General features: G+C 64.5%; 13 protein-coding genes and 1 pseudogene. 5 read left to right on the top strand and 9 right to left on the bottom strand.

Annotated elements, in window-relative coordinates; all coding sequences use genetic code 11:
- Positions 1 to 147 precede the first annotated feature (147 nt).
- Positions 148 to 2,847 carry a CoA-binding protein gene (locus NCT32_RS26280; RefSeq protein ID WP_250490629.1) on the bottom strand — a complete coding sequence of 900 codons (2,700 nt, stop codon included), beginning with the start codon at positions 2,845 to 2,847 and terminating at the stop codon, positions 148 to 150.
- A 10-nt stretch (positions 2,848 to 2,857) separates the two neighbouring features.
- Positions 2,858 to 4,156, bottom strand: coding sequence for an ATP-grasp domain-containing protein (locus NCT32_RS26275; protein WP_061116422.1), 1,299 nt, complete (start codon positions 4,154 to 4,156; stop codon positions 2,858 to 2,860).
- A gap of 519 nt (positions 4,157 to 4,675) precedes the next feature.
- Between NCT32_RS26275 and NCT32_RS26270 the strand changes: the two are divergent.
- Positions 4,676 to 5,611: pseudogene (locus NCT32_RS26270) on the top strand (alpha/beta fold hydrolase).
- A 27-nt stretch (positions 5,612 to 5,638) separates the two neighbouring features.
- On the opposite strand, the gene NCT32_RS26265 reads toward NCT32_RS26270, so the two are convergent.
- The 6 genes from NCT32_RS26265 to NCT32_RS26240 form a co-directional block, all read right to left on the bottom strand.
- Positions 5,639 to 7,033, bottom strand: a complete 1,395-nt coding sequence (locus NCT32_RS26265; RefSeq protein WP_061116421.1) for an LLM class flavin-dependent oxidoreductase — start codon at positions 7,031 to 7,033, stop codon at positions 5,639 to 5,641.
- A gap of 54 nt (positions 7,034 to 7,087) precedes the next feature.
- Positions 7,088 to 7,966 (bottom strand): transporter substrate-binding domain-containing protein, encoded by an 879-nt coding sequence (locus NCT32_RS26260; RefSeq protein ID WP_250490628.1) that lies wholly within the window; start codon positions 7,964 to 7,966, stop codon positions 7,088 to 7,090.
- Positions 7,959 to 8,726: an ABC transporter permease gene (locus NCT32_RS26255; protein WP_061116542.1), complete on the bottom strand. Its 768-nt coding sequence runs from the start codon at positions 8,724 to 8,726 to the stop codon at positions 7,959 to 7,961. The genes NCT32_RS26260 and NCT32_RS26255 overlap by 8 nt, the downstream gene beginning before the upstream one ends.
- 90 nt (positions 8,727 to 8,816) lie before the next feature.
- Positions 8,817 to 9,656: an ABC transporter ATP-binding protein gene (locus NCT32_RS26250; RefSeq protein WP_061116419.1), complete on the bottom strand. Its 840-nt coding sequence runs from the start codon at positions 9,654 to 9,656 to the stop codon at positions 8,817 to 8,819.
- Positions 9,653 to 10,735, bottom strand: coding sequence for an ABC transporter substrate-binding protein (locus NCT32_RS26245; protein ID WP_086960721.1), 1,083 nt, complete (start codon positions 10,733 to 10,735; stop codon positions 9,653 to 9,655). The genes NCT32_RS26250 and NCT32_RS26245 overlap by 4 nt, the downstream gene beginning before the upstream one ends.
- 64 nt (positions 10,736 to 10,799) lie before the next feature.
- Complete coding sequence (locus tag NCT32_RS26240) at positions 10,800 to 11,027, bottom strand: hypothetical protein (RefSeq protein WP_143756274.1); 228 nt, start codon at positions 11,025 to 11,027, stop codon at positions 10,800 to 10,802.
- Positions 11,028 to 11,045: 18 nt separating this feature from the next.
- Between NCT32_RS26240 and NCT32_RS26235 the strand changes: the two genes are divergently transcribed.
- From NCT32_RS26235 to NCT32_RS26220, 4 genes are read left to right on the top strand one after another with little or no spacing between them, the layout of a single operon-like run.
- Complete coding sequence (locus tag NCT32_RS26235; protein WP_061116417.1) at positions 11,046 to 11,885, top strand: ABC transporter permease subunit; 840 nt, start codon at positions 11,046 to 11,048, stop codon at positions 11,883 to 11,885.
- 47 nt (positions 11,886 to 11,932) lie between these two features.
- Entirely contained in the window at positions 11,933 to 12,601 is a 669-nt protein-coding gene (locus tag NCT32_RS26230) for an ABC transporter ATP-binding protein (protein WP_096031947.1), read from the top strand.
- Positions 12,602 to 12,635: 34 nt separating this feature from the next.
- Positions 12,636 to 13,640 (top strand): NrtA/SsuA/CpmA family ABC transporter substrate-binding protein, encoded by a 1,005-nt coding sequence (locus tag NCT32_RS26225; RefSeq protein WP_061116415.1) that lies wholly within the window; start codon positions 12,636 to 12,638, stop codon positions 13,638 to 13,640.
- An 18-nt stretch (positions 13,641 to 13,658) separates the two neighbouring features.
- Positions 13,659 to 14,900 carry an acyl-CoA dehydrogenase family protein gene (locus NCT32_RS26220; RefSeq protein WP_250477838.1) on the top strand — a complete coding sequence of 414 codons (1,242 nt, stop codon included), beginning with the start codon at positions 13,659 to 13,661 and terminating at the stop codon, positions 14,898 to 14,900.
- Positions 14,901 to 14,954: 54 nt separating this feature from the next.
- On the opposite strand, the gene NCT32_RS26215 is transcribed toward NCT32_RS26220, so the two are convergent.
- Positions 14,955 to 16,013: an LLM class flavin-dependent oxidoreductase gene (locus tag NCT32_RS26215; protein WP_061116413.1), complete on the bottom strand. Its 1,059-nt coding sequence runs from the start codon at positions 16,011 to 16,013 to the stop codon at positions 14,955 to 14,957.
- Positions 16,014 to 16,097: the final 84 nt, after the last annotated feature.

Genomic DNA, 16,097 nt, shown 5'->3' with positions numbered 1-16,097 from the left:
GAGGTGTCTCCAGAAATTTCGACTTGGTGTCCGGGCGATTTATTGTTTGTCGAATACTCGCCCGAACGGCGCAAAACGATAAGTGCTATTTTCGGAACGATTGATGTGCGCTGATTATCAATGCACGCATCGCTGCCGGCTTCCCGTTCAGGCGACGAAGCGGCACTGGGAAGCGGGCGTGCGCGTGTCCATGTTGCGTCCACGGTTCAGGTGATCGTCGATTTCCGCCGCGCAGCCGAGCATCCTGGGATACAGGAAGATCGTGAACGCGGCAGTTTCCAGATCCGACTCCGCCAGATCGCCGCGTCGCAGCGGTTGCCACAGCATCTTGAGCAGCAGCGCCGCGATCACCGCATCGACGTTCACGCAATACACGTTGCGCGACACGCCGGCATCGAACAGCGCCTGCACGAGCTCGCGATAGAACGCATGGAACGCGTTGTATTCCCCGCGTTGCTCGCACAGATTTGCGATGAACACTTCGCGCGGGTCATGATTGACGGGCCTGTCCTTGAACACCGGATGATTGACCCCTGGCAGCTTCGCGATGTCCAGGCTGCCCGCGTTCTTCTTGCGCGCCTTGTATTGCGCGTAATGCTCCACCGCGCGCGCGGCCAGCTTGCGCAGATCCACGCCGTGGCCGGCGTCCGACGGATCGCTGAGCGGCGTGTCGCGGAACGCTTCGATCAAAAAGGCGATTCCCTCGTAGCCGTTGCCGCCATGCGTATAGCCGGTATGCGAAAGGAAGCCGACGAGCGCCTTGTTGAGTTGCACGCGCTCGGGGCTTTCGGGACCGTCGGCGGATACGGCGCCTTTCGCCCCTTGCGCCGAAATGGCTCCGGGACCGTTGGTGAGCAGCAGCCCCGCGAGCGTTTTGAAGGCGAACAGATCGTCGGGGCCGGGTTCGAGATCGAGCAATGCGGCGAAGCAAATTTCGGTGAGGCTGCGTTCGTTCAGGAGCGATTCGGTGGTGAAGCCGCAGAAGCCTCCCGGGGCGTGACGAGATGCATCGGCCGAAGCGCCGATCAATCGTCCGAACAACATGGTCCACCAAGGCAGGCTCTCGGCGGTCACGCGCGACACGCGCTTGCGCATGAGCGGCCCCCACGCCAGCGTGGTCGTGATCGCGGCGAGCACGGCGTCCGCCGTCGGGTGCGCCGGCTGCGACGTGAGCCAGCGGATCAATACGGACTTGGCGCCGCGCCTCGCAAGTCCCGCGAGCATCGCCTCGGCGCGCGGATCGCGAGCGTCCGTGAAGAGCGGCTCGCTGCCGGTGCCGTCGATCTGGCCGATATCGAAGCTGTCGTCGAGCGCATTCGTGAGGCCCGCAGCCGAGAAGTGGTCGATCAACCATTGGGCGGCATCGCGCGCGGCGCGCTGACGATTCGGCCCGACGATCGATGCCGCAGCCGCCAGAATCGCGTTGGGTGCATTGCCCGCCTCTCGCGCCGCCTGAGCCGCGACGAGCTCCGGCGTTCCATGCAGATTGACCGATGCCGCGACCGCCACGTTGATCAGCTTTTCGTCGTTCTCGCCGCCGGGTTCGTGCAGCAGCGCGAGATTCACGTTCGCTTCGAGTGAGCGCGTCGCGGCGTCGAGCATCGACGTTCCGTGCAGGCTGCTGACTTGCGTCTTCGCATCCATCTGCGATGCGCCCGATGCGTCCTTGAGCGATTGACGCGGCGCGACCGCCCCGATCTGGCTGTTGACCTGCAAGACTTGCTCGTCGTACGGAGCGACCGCACCGACCACGGGAATCGCAAGACCGGAGGGCAGCTCGATGCCCTGGTCTGAGCCGAACCACGGCTTGAGCGCGAGGCTGCCTTCGGGCTCGAAGTCGGGCATCGTCGCGTTGGCGCGCATGACGGCCGTCAGCGCCGCCGGGATATGCGCGATGTTCGTCACGACCGCGCCTTTTGCCGAGCAGCAAGGATCGTCAGGCGTGAAGAGCCGGTCGACGCCGAACTTCTCCATGAACCAGCGTTCTTTCGCCTGCGCGTCATCGGAACCGCCGGCCATCGCGCCTGCATGACCGACCGCACGCGTCAGGCGGCCCTTCCATCGGCCCACCACGCAGGCGACTACCGGCTTCGTGAACGTCGCGTCGGCTTCGTAATAGCCGCCCGGTTCGCAATAGAGCACGGCGGCCTTGCTGCGCGCGTCGTTGGCGAGTGCAAATGCAAACTCCGGCGCGGCGTAGTGGATGTAGACATCCTTGCCGCTCGAAATGACGGTCGATGTGCCCCAGCCGCTCATGCGCAAATATTGCGCGATCGTCGTGCTGAATCCGCCTGAGTTGGAGAAGATCGCGATCGACCCTTTGCGCAGCGAATCGTCCGGATTGTCGCCGCCGAGCGCTCCGCCGATCCTCACGCGATTCCACGAGTCCGCGACCCCCAGCCCGTTCGCCCCAAAGATGTCGATGCCGGCTTGCTGGCCCATCGCTCGAATTTCGCGGGCGTCGTGCACAGCGATCTTCTCGGTGATGATGAAAATCTTCTTAAGCTCTGGATTGACGCGAATCAGTTCGGCGACGCCGTCGCGCGCAGCCGATGGCGGCAGGTACACCACGCCGCAATTGAAACGGTGCCCGGCCTCCAGCCCTTCGCGGACGTTGTTGTACACCGGGATATCGCCGATCGGTGTCGCGAGCGTTTTCCCGCCCTTCCCCGGTGCCGTACCGAAGACGATATTGCCGCCCGAGAAGGCGTGGCTGACGGGCGTCACGTCCGACGACTCGCCCCCCAGAATGTTGAGCACGCACACGCGATCGTCGCGTGTGGCGATCTGCGCGAGCGAGTTGACGCCGACGAAATAGTTGAACGGTTTGCTGTGTTGCTTATGCATGTCGTACTCCTCAAGCCTGAGCCGTTTCGGCTGTCTTCACGGTCGCGCCGATCCGTGCTGCGATCTCGGCCCGGCCACCCTCACGCATCCACGCATCCGCCTTTCGGGCGTACTGGATGACTTCGCTGATGTCGGAGTCGAATCCGAAAAGTCTGTAAGGCAACCCGAGCGAGTCGCAGGTGTCTCTCAACGCCGCCATGCCGCGCACAAGGTTCGGCCCGCCACGGCCGAGCACCACGTAGAGCGGCGTCGGTCCATGCTCGCTGAAGTGTTCGCGAAGGGCATCGGCCATCGCTCGCAACGTCTCGAAGATGTCGGTGTTGTTCGACTTGCCGCCGATGATGAAAAGCACGTTCGATTGCCTGAGCCAATGCCTGAAGCAGATACGGGCCACTTCCTTCATCTTCGCGTAAGGTGGATTGCCACCGAAATCCGACGAAATGATCGCGGCGTCGCCGAGCATTTCGGTGACGAGCGAGTTGGCGCCCCCGCCAAAGGTCGGCGCGAGGATCGTTCCCTTGTCGTTGATCACGTACACATCGCTTTGGCCCTGATGCGTGCGCAACTGATTGATCTCCTGCTCGAAGTCGGAGTAGTCGGCGGCGAACAGGTGTTGCGGGAGTCCAAGGCGCGTCCAGCGCGGATCGTCGCGATCGAAGCCGCACTTGAAGTCGCATGCGACCGGCGTCAGGCGTCCGTTCCTGTCCTCGCGCATGCGGATCGGATTGAGCTCCAGCGTCGTCATGCCGAAGTCGTGAAAGAGCTCCCAGAGTTTCGGCAACTGCTGCACGAGCGGCGAGATGATCTCCTTCGGCGCGCCGATCTCGCTCAGCGCATTTGCCACGACGAACGCCTTCAGGCCCGTCAACGCGTCGAAAGGCACCATCGCCACATGCTTCGGATCGACCTCTTCGATGTCCATGCCGCCCTTGTGCGAGAGGGTCATCGTCGGTGCGCGAAAGCGGGTTGAATCGGTGATCGAGAAATAAACTTCGTGCTCGGCCGGCACGCCGGCTTCGAACGTCACACCATTTGCCTTCGCTTTCAGATGGCCGACAGTGTGTTCGGCGAAGTACAACCGTTCTTTTTCGCTCAACGCGGTCTTGAGATCCGTAGCGCGGCCGAGCAAGCCCGCTTTGCCCTTCTTTCCGACGCCTCCCTTGAAGACGGGCTTGATGAAGATCTGCCGATGACGATCGATCAACGTCTTGATCTCCTCTTCGCTGGCGCTCGGACCGAGGATTTCACTCGCCGGGAATCCGACGAATTGCAACAGGCGCGCGCCGTGCAACATTCCGGTGATTTGCATGAAGTTTGTCTCCTGAAGGCATTGCGATAGAAAAGAAACGGGTGTTTGGACGAGAGCCAGACGTGACGACGCGGCCGCCGCGCCATTTGACGCTCGGGTTCGGATGTCTGGTATGCGTTAAGGCTGGGCCGCGAGACCGGGCGGCCTCGAGCGGCAATCGTTAGCCGCGTTGAATGTGTCGTGCGACGTGCATGGCGTGTCTCCGATGCGTTTTACTTACGTTCCAATTTCGCTGGAATCTTGAGTACGGATACTCACGCAAACCGGCTGAAACCAAAAGTGCAATTTTTTCAACTATTGATGTTCCGTGGCTATCAATGCGTGCACCGAATCAGAGTTTTGCGGGACCGCTGCACGACGGCCGCGAGGCGTGCGACGATCGAATTACGCCTGCGACGACGCTACGCTGAATTGGGCGAAGCGAGCGGTTGGCGCATGGACTCGAGGCGGTCCAGGTTTCAATCATCCTTCAAGGGACTTCATATGTACCGTGCTCTGAAACTAACTGCGCTTTGCGCGATGCTTGCCATGATCAGCCCGGCAAGCGAGGCCGCATCGTCGGCTGCAAAGCGCACGGCAACCGACCGCTCCATCCTCTACCGAACGAAGCAGGTCGATGGGCTTTCGATCTTCTACAGGGAAGCGGGCAATCCCGATGCGCCGACGCTGCTTCTGCTGCATGGCTTTCCATCGTCGTCGCGCATGTATGAGCCTTTGCTGTCGCGCCTGTCGGATCGCTACCATCTGATCGCACCCGACTACCCGGGTTTCGGCCACAGCGATGCACCCGATGCGAAGACTTTCGCCTATACCTTCGATCATCTCGCCGAGATCACGGCGCATTTCACCGAAGCGGTCGGACTCACGCATTACACGCTCTACGTGCAGGATTACGGCGGCCCGATCGGCATGCGCCTCGCCGTGCGCAATCCGGAGCGCGTCGATGCGCTGATCGTTCAGAACGCCGTCGCGCACGAAGAAGGGCTCGGTCCGTTGTAGGAACCGCGTCGGGCATTCTGGAAGGATCGCGTATCGAACGAGGCGGCGCTTCGCAAGAACTTTCTTTCGCTCGAAGCGACGCGCCAGCGTCATGTGGGAACGAACCCGCATCCGGAGCAGATTGATCCGGATCGCTGGACCGATGAATATGCGTTCCTGAGCCGTCCGGGCCAGGCCGATATCCAGACCGATCTGTTCTATTCGTATCAGACCAATGTCGCGAGTTATCCGGCATGGCAGGCGTGGCTGCGCGAGCATCAGCCGCCGACTCTGATCGTGTGGGGCAAGTACGATCCGTCCTTTCAACTCGCCGAGGTTCCCGCCTACGAGCGCGATCTGCCCGACGCCGACGTTCACATAATCGAGGCGGGGCACTTCGCGCTCAACGATAAACCGAACGAGATTGCGGCACTGGTCAGAAGTTTTCTCGATCGGCGTTATCGTTCCCGCAAGTAGGACGCGCGCCGACGATGCTTCGGTAGGTCAGACGGCGTGAAGCCTGTCGTCAGTCTCCGGCCGACGTGAAAGAGGGTCATCCCGCCTCGCGTAACGCGACACCGGCCGCTTTAGACCGAGATGCTCGCGCAGCGTGTGGCCTTCATATTCACTGCGAAAACGTCCGCGCCGCCGCAACTCCGGAAGCACCAGTTCGATGAAATCGTTCAGCGAATCGGGCAGCAGCGCGGGCATCACGTTGAATCCGTCCGCGCCGTAGTGCACGAACCGCTCTTCCAGCGCATCCGCGATCTGCGCAGGCGTGCCGACGAGTTGCCAGTGTCCGCGCGCGCCGGCGATCCGGCGATATAGCTCGCGGATCGTCAGATTCTCGCGGCGCGCCAGTTCGATCATTAGCGTCTGCCGGCTTCTGCTTGCGTTGGTCTCGGGCAATTCGGGAATCGGTCCGTCGAGCGGGTACGCCGACAGATCGAAGCCGCCCGTCAGCGTCGAGACCATCGCGAGGCCCACGACAGGATCGATGAGCGTCTGCAGCTCGTCGAACTTCGCGCGCGCCTCCGCCTCCGTGCGGCCGACGATCGGCATGACGCCCGGCATGATCCTGAGCGAGTCCGGATGGCGACCGTGGCGGGCCATGCGGCCCTTGACGTCGGCGTAGAACGCGACGGCGTCGTCGAGCGTCTGTTGCGCCGTGAATATCACTTCCGCGGTGCGGGCGGCGAGTTCCTTGCCCGCCTCCGACGAGCCCGCCTGCACGGTCACCGGATGTCCCTGCGGCGAGCGCGCGACGTTCAATGGCCCGCGCACCTTGAAAAACGCCCCGCGATGATCGAGCACGTGGCGCTTGTCCGGATCGAAGTAACGCCCCGACGCCTTGTCGCGCAGGAAGGCGTCTTCGTCCCAGCTATCCCAGAGACCCGACACCACATCCGCGAATTCGTCCGCACGCTCGTAGCGCCTTGCATGCGCGAGATGCTCGTCGAAGCCGAAGTTGCGCGCTTCATGCTCGCTCGATGACGTGACCAGGTTCCAGCCCGCGCGCCCGCCGCTGATGTGATCGAGCGACGCGAACTTGCGCGCGATGTGATAAGGCTCGTTGAACGAGGTCGACGCCGTGCCGACCAGACCGATGCGCCGCGTGATTGCGGCAAGCGCTGAAAGAAGCGTGACCGGTTCGAACTGCGCGACGTAGCTGTGGGCGGTGCGGCTCAGGAATTGCGGATCGTCGCCGCGCGTCCCCGTGCCGTCGGCGAGAAAAATCAGATCGAACTTCGCCGCTTCCGCCGCCTGCGCAAGCTCGGCATAGTGGGCGAAATTGCTGCCTGCATCGGCGCTCGCATGAGGATGCCGCCACGCGGCGATATGATGGCCCGTGGGATAGAGAAACGCGCCGAGATGCAGATGTCCGTTTCGTTGAGTCATGTTCGATCGTTTCTGGTGGTCGTCGTGCGTTCGGGGTAGCCACGCCCCGCCCGCTCAGTGGCAATAGAGATCGTTCTGGGCGTTGAACATGTCGAATGCGAGGCGTGTCGCCTGATCTTCGCGCACCGTCGAGAGCCAGCGTTGCCGCCGCCAGCTCTCGACGATCCGTTCCGTGAACGCAGTGGTCGCGGCATCGCCGATGCGCGTCGCGATGAAGGCGGGCGCAGCCGCGACCGTGCCGGGCAGACGCCGGTAATACGCCCAGTCGGGCTGCCTGAGCAACTGCCGGATCACATACTCGTCGTCGACGAGCGCCGCGCACTCCCCCGCCTGAAAGGCCAGCAACGCATCGAGCGGACGGTCGAACGCCTGTACGCCCGCATGCGCGCGGCGCGCGGCCTCCCGCGCGAACGGACTGCCGTGCGAGACGCAGATCAGGCTTCCCGCGAGATCGCCCCAGTCGCGCACCGTGCCGCGCCGAAGCACGAGCGCCGTGCCGCGTCCGGACGTATAGGGGCTCGGCGCATAGGCGAGCAACGGTTCGGCGCCGAACGCGAGCCCCGCGACGGCGACATCCGCGCGGCCCGATCGCAGCGCGTCTGCGGCTTCGCCCGGCCCGGCGAGCAGCAGGGTGACGGGCAGTCCCGCGCGCTGTCCGATGTCTTCGGCCAGCGCCGCGGCAAAGCCGTCCGGTACGCGCGCGAAATGATCGACCCGGCCGACGTTGAGCGTCGGCGCGGGCCGCGACGGGACCGCGACGATCAGCGTTCCGCGTGTGAGCGCAGCGGCGAAAGGCCGGTCATCTCCCGGGCGATTGCGCCATGCATCGCGCAGCGGCAACGACGAGAGCGCCACCATCGCCATGACCGCGAGGGCGAGCCAGCGCAGGCGTCTGCCGTGACCCGGAAGCGCCGCGAGCGCGCTCCTAGCCATTTTGCGCGAGCCCCACACGCCAGCGCAGCAGGCGCCGCTCGAGCAGCGAAAGACTCTTGTTGATCAGCAGGCCGAACAGCGCGAGCAGCACGATGCCCGCGTACATGTCGGGAATCTGGAACGTCTCCTGCGAATTGAGCGTGTAGAAGCCGAGCCCGGAGCGTGCGCCGATCATCTCCGCCGCGACCAGCGCCGTGATGCTGTATGCGCCCGCGAGCCGGATGCCGGTCAGGATCTCGGGCAGCGCGGCGGGCAGCACCACCTTGGCGAAGATGAAGCCCTGCGAGGCGCCCATCGAGCGCGCGCAATCGATGAACACGCGCTCCACCTGCTTCACGCCCGAGATGGTATTGAGCAGCACCGGCCAGAATGCGGCCCACACGATGATGGCGATCTTCGACGACTCGCCGATGCCGAGGAACAGCATGAACACCGGAAACAGCGCGAACGCGGACACCTGGCGCAGCAGCTGATAGAGCGGATCGATGATTCTTTCCGCGCGGCGAAACCATCCCAGCGCGAAGCCCGACACGACGCCGCCCGCGATGGCCAGCAAAAGGCCGCTGATGGAGCGCAGCGCGCTCGCGCCGAGATGCGTCCACACGTCGCCGCTATCGAACAGGCGCGCGATCGCGAGCGCCACTTGTGAGGGCGGGCTCAAATAGGCCGTGCTCACGATGCCCGAGCGCGGCAGCACTTCCCACAACACCGCAAAAACGATCAGCGCGATCGAGCGCTCGAACGCGAACGAAAGGTTCACGCCGCGCCCGCGCCTTGCCCCGCGCGCAACGCTCCGCTTTGCGCCCAGCAAGACGGGCAGCTCGTTCAATGTCTCTTGTTCCGCCACTTTTCACGCCCCCGTCAGTGTTTCGGCGACGAGCTCACGCGGCGCGCCCCGCGCATCGTCCAGCTCATGGCTCAGGCTCGCCCACGCGCGCTGGCGCAGCGCGACAAACGCGGCGCTGTGTCGTACCGATGCCGGACGCGGACGCGGCAAATCGATATCGATGATCTCCTTCACGCGTCCTGGCCCGCGCCCGACGATGGCAACACGGTCCGCCAGAAAAATCGCTTCGTCGATGCTGTGCGTGACGAACACGACCGTCTTCGCGCTCTGCTCCCAGATGCCGAGCAACTCGTGCTGCAACGACTCGCGCGTCTGGGCATCGAGCGCGCCGAAAGGCTCGTCCATCAGCAGGATCTCGGGACCGTAGGCGAGCACCCGCGCGATCGCCACGCGCTGCCGCATGCCGCCCGACAATTGATGCGGATAGTGATCCGCGAAATCGAGCAGGCCGACGAGACGCAGGAAGCGTTCTGCCTCGCTGCGCCGTTGCGCCCGCTTCACGCCGCGAATCTCCAGTCCGGTTTCGACGTTCTTGCGCACCGTGCGCCACGGAAACAGCGCATAGCCCTGAAACACGAAGCCGAGCTTGTTGCGCGCGCCGCCGACAGGCTCGCCATCGACGGTGATCCGGCCCGAGGTCGGCGCGCTCAGGCCCGCGAGGAGGTTGAGCAGGGTCGACTTGCCGCAGCCGCTCGGACCGAGCACAGCCAGGAATTCGCCCTCGCGCACGCGCAGGTCGAAGGCGTCGAGCACGGTATGGCTCGACGCCGTCGCCTCGTTGACGTAGGTGAGCGACAGATCGCGCACGACGATCTTGTCGCGTGCCGCGCGTGTCCCGCTCATGAGGGCCTTCCGTTCGCGACCGGCGTCGCATTCGCCTGTGACTGCTTCGCGGCGAACGGGTTGTACTGGTTCGTGTAGACGTCCTTCACCTGCACCTTGCCCTTCGGTATCTTTCCGGCCTGCTCCAGGATGTCGATGTAGTACTGGATCGGCGGCTCGGTCACCACGAGATCCTTCACGTAGGCATAGCGCTCGACCAGCTTCACGTCGATGCCGAGCCGCTCCGCCGTGAGCTTGCGCGCCTCGTCGGGATGCGCGTTGACCCAGTTGCCGGCTTTCGCGATCGCCGTCACGAAATCCTTCACGGCCTGTGGATGCGCGCGTGCGAATGCGCCGTTCACGCTGTAGGGCGCCATGCCGCCGAGGCCGCCGTCCTCGTCCCAGTCGCTCCACAGCTTGTGCAGTTGCGGATCGGCCTCGGCAGCGCCGGAGAAAGGCGGGTGAATGATGGCGATATCCACGTTTTTCGTGACGAGCGCCTGCTGCGACTGGTTGTCGGGCACGACGAGCCAGTTGACCTTCGACACGTCCACGCCGTGCTGCGACAGATACTTCTTCGTCACGAATTCCGCGCACGCGCCGAAGCTGTTGAACGCCACCGTCTTGCCCTCGAAGTCCCTGGGTCCGCGAATGCCCGAGTCCTTGCGTGTGAAGTACTTCATATGCGGCGCATCGGGGAGCGTCTCGCCGCCCGCGGACACGACCTTGATATCCGCGCCGCTCGCGATCGCGGAGATGACGAGCGGCACCATGCGTGTGCCGAAGTCGATCTCGCCCGTGCCGACGAGCGGAATGATCTGCGGCGCGGCGATCTTGCCGACATACTTCGGCCGCGTGCTCGTGCCTTCGAAATAGCCGAGCTTGTCGGCGAGATAGACAAGATCGAACGCCGGGTTGTCGGGATACTTGAAGTACGCCACTTCTTGCCGGCCGCTCTGCGCGACCGGCGTCTGCGACGATTGCGCCCGCTCTTCGCGAGGCTTGCAGCCGCCCAGCAGAACGAGCGCGGCGGCCGCGCAGGCCACCAGAGTGAGCTTTCCGGCAGCGTATGGCCGGCGATGCGAATTGGACGCCTTCATGGAATCGGAATGAGGAGAGCAGCAAAAAGAAATGGTCTGGCGCAGCGCGGCCGCCATGCGGTGCTCACGCATTCTCACGCCGTGAGCGATGCGCGCGAACCAAGGAAATGTGCTTAGCTGCCGCGACGAAAACTGAAATGCAATTCAGCCGATGCGCAATGGCAGCGGCGCACAGGAACACTGAAAAGCAAAGAACAATAAAACGTTTGTCGTCGCGCCGTTCGACGGCTTCTAATAAGAAGCTCTCCTGCCCGACTCGCGGATAACGTTCATCGGAGCCCCCGTCCTTCATGGCTGATACGGAAATGAAATGGCTGACCTGACTTCCACCCGCAACAGCTATGTGACTTCGCATGCGCCGCGTGCGGGCATTTCGAGAGTCGTGCTCTACCGATGGCTTTCCTGGGCCATTCCCGCGATCGTCGTCCAGTCATGGGAAGCCGCATCGCGCATCGGACTGATCGCGCCGCAGGTGCTCCCGGCCCCGAGCAGCGTCTTCGACACCGCCGTCAATCTCGGCAGGAACGGCGAGCTCTTCGTTCATCTCGGCGTCTCGCTAGTGCGCGCCGCGGCAGGCTTCGTCATCGGCGGCACGATCGGTCTCGCGCTCGGCGTCGTCGTCGGGTTCTCGCCGTTCGCGCAGGCGCTCTTCGATCGCTCGATCCAGATGGTGCGCGCGATTCCTTTTCTGGCGATGCTGCCGCTCGTCATCGTCTGGTTCGGCGTCGGCGAAGTCGCGAAGATTTTCCTGGTCGCGCTCGCGGTACTCTTTCCGATCTACATCAACACCATGCTCGGCATCCGGCAGATCGATCCGAAGCTGATGGAACTTGCCCGCGTGATCGGCATGGACCGCATCGCGGTCGTGCGGCGAATCATTCTTCCCGGCGCGATGCCTTCCATCCTGACCGGCGTGCGCTATGCGCTCGCCCACGCGTGGCTCGCGCTCGTCATCGCGGAGACGCTCGCGACGACCAAAGGCATCGGCTTTCTGGCGATGGACGCCCGCGAATTCCTGAACACCAACGTCATCCTGCTGACCGTGATCATCTACGCGATCATCGGCGTCGTCGCTGACGCGCTCGTGCGCCTGCTCGAAGCCCGCTACCTCTCGTGGCACGCGAACTACGCCAAAGGAGCGCGCAAGTGACGCAGAGCCAGGTTCTGTCCCGCGAGCGCGTCGGCGCATCGTCTTCAATGGCCGTATCGGTGCGCGGACTACAGCGGCGCTATGGCAGCCGTGTCGTCATCGATGCGCTGGATCTCGACATCCGCAAAGGCGAATTCGTCGCGCTGCTCGGTGAAAGCGGATGCGGCAAGACTACGCTGCTGCGCGCGCTGGCGGCGCTCGATCGGCCCGACGCGGGCACGATCCGCGCGCCGGCGCGCCCCTCCGTCGTGTTCCAGGAGCCTCGCCTGCTGCCCTGGGCGCCGTTATGGCAGAACGTCGCGCTCGGTCACGAGAACACGATCGGCCGCGACGGCGCGGCGCGCGCACTGGCCGAAGTCGGACTCGCCGGACGCGAGGACGACTGGCCGCGCAATCTGTCGGGCGGTCAGGCGCAGCGGGTGGCGCTCGCGCGGGCACTCATTCACGATCCCGCGCTGCTGCTGCTCGACGAGCCGTTCGCGGCGCTCGATGCACTCACGCGCATCCGGATGCACGGCCTCGTCAAGGAACTCGTCGCGCTCCATCAACCCGGCGTGCTGATCGTGACGCATGACGTCGATGAAGCGCTCACGCTCGCCGACAGGATTCTCGTGATGCGCGCCGGGCGCATCGCGGCTGCGTTCCAGCCCAAAGACCACGCGCCGCTGGCGCTGCGGCCCATCCTGCTCGCCGAGCTGGGTGTCCGAACTCACTGACCTCTTTCCCGCACAACCAGAAGGACCTCAAAGCATGACTGATTCTTCGCTGAGCCGCCGCCAGTTGTTGCGCGCGGCGGGTGGCCTGCTGGCCGGCGTCGCCACCAGCGGACTTTTCCCGGCGCAGGCGGCCGAGCCGCGCAAGCTCACGCGCAATACCGACACGGTGCGCATCGGCTGGGGCTACGGCAGCCTGCCCGACATCGCCAAGCAGCGCGGCGTGTTCGAAAAAACGCTCGCCGCCAAAGGCATCAAGGTCGAATGGATCGGCCCGTTTCCGAACCATGCGCCGTCGATTCAGGCCGTGGTCGGCGGCAGCGCCGACTTTGGTTTCTGGGGATCGACGACACCCGCGCTCGCCGCGATGCTCGCCGGCTCGCCGATCGTCTTCAACGCGTTCGATATCTATTCGCCGCGTTCGACGGCCATCATCGCGAAGAAGTCGAGCGGGATCAGTTCGGTTGCCGATCTGGCGGGCCGCAAGGTGGCCGTCAACCGTTCCGGGCTCGGCGAATTTCTGCTCATCGCGGCGCTGGAAAAGCATCGCGTCGATCGGGACAAAGTCCAGTTCGTCTATCTGAATCCGCCGGACGCCGCACCGGCTTTCGCGCAAGGCAAGGTCGACGCATGGTCGATGTGGTCGCCGGGCGTCGACATCTCGCGCTTCTCGAATGACGCGAAGGACATCTTCAACGAAGGCCGCGATCTGGACTTCCTGATCGACTACAGCTCGCTCGTGACGCGCCGGAAGTTCACCGAAGAGAACGCCGAGCTGATCCGCGCGGTGATCGATGCGTACTACGTCGAAGGCGCATGGCAGTCCGCGCATTCCGCCGACGCCGAGCTTCTCGTTCAGCGCGAAGGCAAGTATCCGGACCAGGTGCGCGATTATCTGGCGAGCCTCAAGCGCGTAAATCAGTTCCACGAGCCCGACGACGCCGCTTTCATCGCGCAGTTTCAGCGCGCCGCCGACTGGCTCGCGGAACGCAAGATCATCAATTCGCGCATCAAGGTCGCGGATTACAGCATCAAGGTCTGATTCGAGGAACGCACGATCATGTCTGAGCTCACCTATCCCGCGAGCGGCGGACCCACGCTCGTCTCGCCATTGTCCGCAGCCCTCGGCTTCGCGCAGATCATCGGCGATATCGCCGCGACCGCCGCGGAACGCGAACGCGCGCATCGCCTGCCGCACGAGGAAATCGCAAGTCTCAAGGCGCTCGGCTTCGGCGCGCTGCGTCTTCCCGTCGATGCAGGCGGGCGGGGCGTGTCGCTGCGCGAATTGCTCGCGCTCGCGCGCGATGTGGCCGCAGCGGACTCGAACATCGCCCATGCGTTCCGCAATCATCTGTGGCAAGTGGAGGCCGCGCTCAGACGGCGCGAGCATCCCTTTCATGCGCGTGTGCTGGAACTCGCCGGGCAGAAGAAGACCATCGGTCTCAGCTTCGTCGACAGCGACGTGACAGCGGCCGGCGCGCGCCCGACGAAGGTGCTGAGCCGGCTCGAATGGGACGCATCGCGCGACGTCTACGTAGGCTCGGGCGACAAGGTCTACGCCACGGGCAATCTGTACAACGACGCGTTCATCGGACTCGCGGTGGAGAGTCGCGCAGGCCGCACCGTGCAATACGTGCTCGATCGCGGCGAAGGCGTCAGCGACGAGGATGACTGGCAAGGTTTTGGCCAGCGCCTGACAGGCTCGGGCACGGCGCGGTTTCGCGACGTGACGGTGCCAGCCGCCCACCTCTACCCGACGGACCCGCCGAAGTCCGACGAAGCGGCGCCGTGGGGCTACACCTTCCATCAGGTCTATCTGACCAACTGCATCGCGGGCATCGTGCGGCGCGTGGCGCTGGACGCCGTCGACGTGCTGCGCGCGCGCGGGCGCAACTTCTATCACGGCGAAGCCGCGCATCCCGCCGGCGAACCCGTGCTGCAATCGCTGCTCGGCCGTATTCGCGCGTACGCGGCGAGCGTCGAGGCGACCGCGGACCGCGCGGTCGGCGCCCTGCAGCGCGCATGGGATGCCCACGGCACGCGCGACGAATACGAAACCACGCTCGCCGCCACGCTCGCGGCCTCCGAAGCGAAAGTCGTGATCGACGATCTCGCCCCGCAGATCGCGAGCTGGCTGATCGATCTCGGCTCGGGCTCGGTCGTCTCGCGCATCGGCGCGCTCGACCGGCACTGGCGCAACATCAAGGTGATCGCCTCGCACAATCCGCGGCTCTACAAGGAGCGTCTGCTCGGGCAGAACCTGCTGAGCGGGCGACTGCCGCCCACGGGCGCGTTCTTCTGATCGTGCGTGACGTGTCCGCTCGCGCGCGACCGACGCGGCGAGCGGACCGCGTGCTCAGCCGCCCACCAGACGGCGCACGCGCGGCATCACTTCGTGTGCGAAGCGGCCCATGTCGGCCTCGAACGGCTGGAACTGCAGCATGAACAGTTCGATCCCCGCACGATGAAAATCCACGATGCGCCGCGCGACCGTATCGTAATCGCCGACGAGATCCGCCGCCGTGCCGCCGTTCGACCCGACCCGCGCCGAGCGCGCGAAGGTCTGGTGCATGACCGCCTTCGGATCGGTATTGGCTTTCTGCCGTTCGCGCAGCGGCTTGTCGAGTTCCGCCAGCGCGAAGAGATGTTCGAGATGCGCCTGCGCTTCGTCCTGCGTGTCGCGAGCGATCACGAACGCCGACAGGCCGAAGCGCAAGGCGTCGCGGCCTGCCGGACGCGCGCGGGCGGAGACATCGGCGATCAGGGCGGCGACGTCGTCGTGCGGCTGGCCGTTGATGAACCACACGTCGCCATGCGCCGCCACGAGCGAGCGCGCCGGATCCGACTCTCCGCCGACATAGATGCGCGGACGCGCGCGGAACGGATCGGCGGGACGCAACTGGTAATCATCGATACGGAAGTGGTCGCCGCGATGCGTGACGGCTTCGCCGCGCAACAAGGCTTCGACGACGGCGATCCACTCGCGGCCATACGCATAGCGCTCGTCGTGCTCGGCAAAGCCGATGCCCGCGCGTTCGAGCTCCGGACGATTCCACGCGTTCACGAGGTTGATCGCGAAGCGCCCGCCGCTAATGTGCTCGATCTGCTGCGCCATCTTCGCGAGCACGACCGGATGATAGAGATAAGGCTTGATCGCGGCGATGATCTCGATGCGCGAGGTGAGCGCCGCCAGTGCCGCCGACGATGTCCACGCTTCGAGCTGATCGAGCGAGGCATCGTGCGGATTGATCGTATGCTGGGCGACGAGCACGGCGTCATAACCGAGGCGCTCGGCCTCGAGCACGAGCGCCTTGTTGCGCGTCCACGAGGCGTCGTACGGCTCCGCGGGATCCTGCAGCGCCGCGCGGCTGCCATGCACGAGCGCCCAGACGCCGAAACGGGGAAGTTTGGACATCGCTTGAATGAACGAAAGACAGAGTAGAAAGGATGCTCATGCTAACGCCGGGTGTGCTCATGGCGATCCAATTTCTATCGATAA

It is taken from the genome of Caballeronia sp. INML2 (assembly GCF_023631365.1).
GTDB lineage: Bacteria > Pseudomonadota > Gammaproteobacteria > Burkholderiales > Burkholderiaceae > Caballeronia > Caballeronia turbans.
The sequence above is the reverse complement of the archived record's forward strand: the minus strand, read 5'-3'. Positions and strand labels throughout refer to the sequence as shown.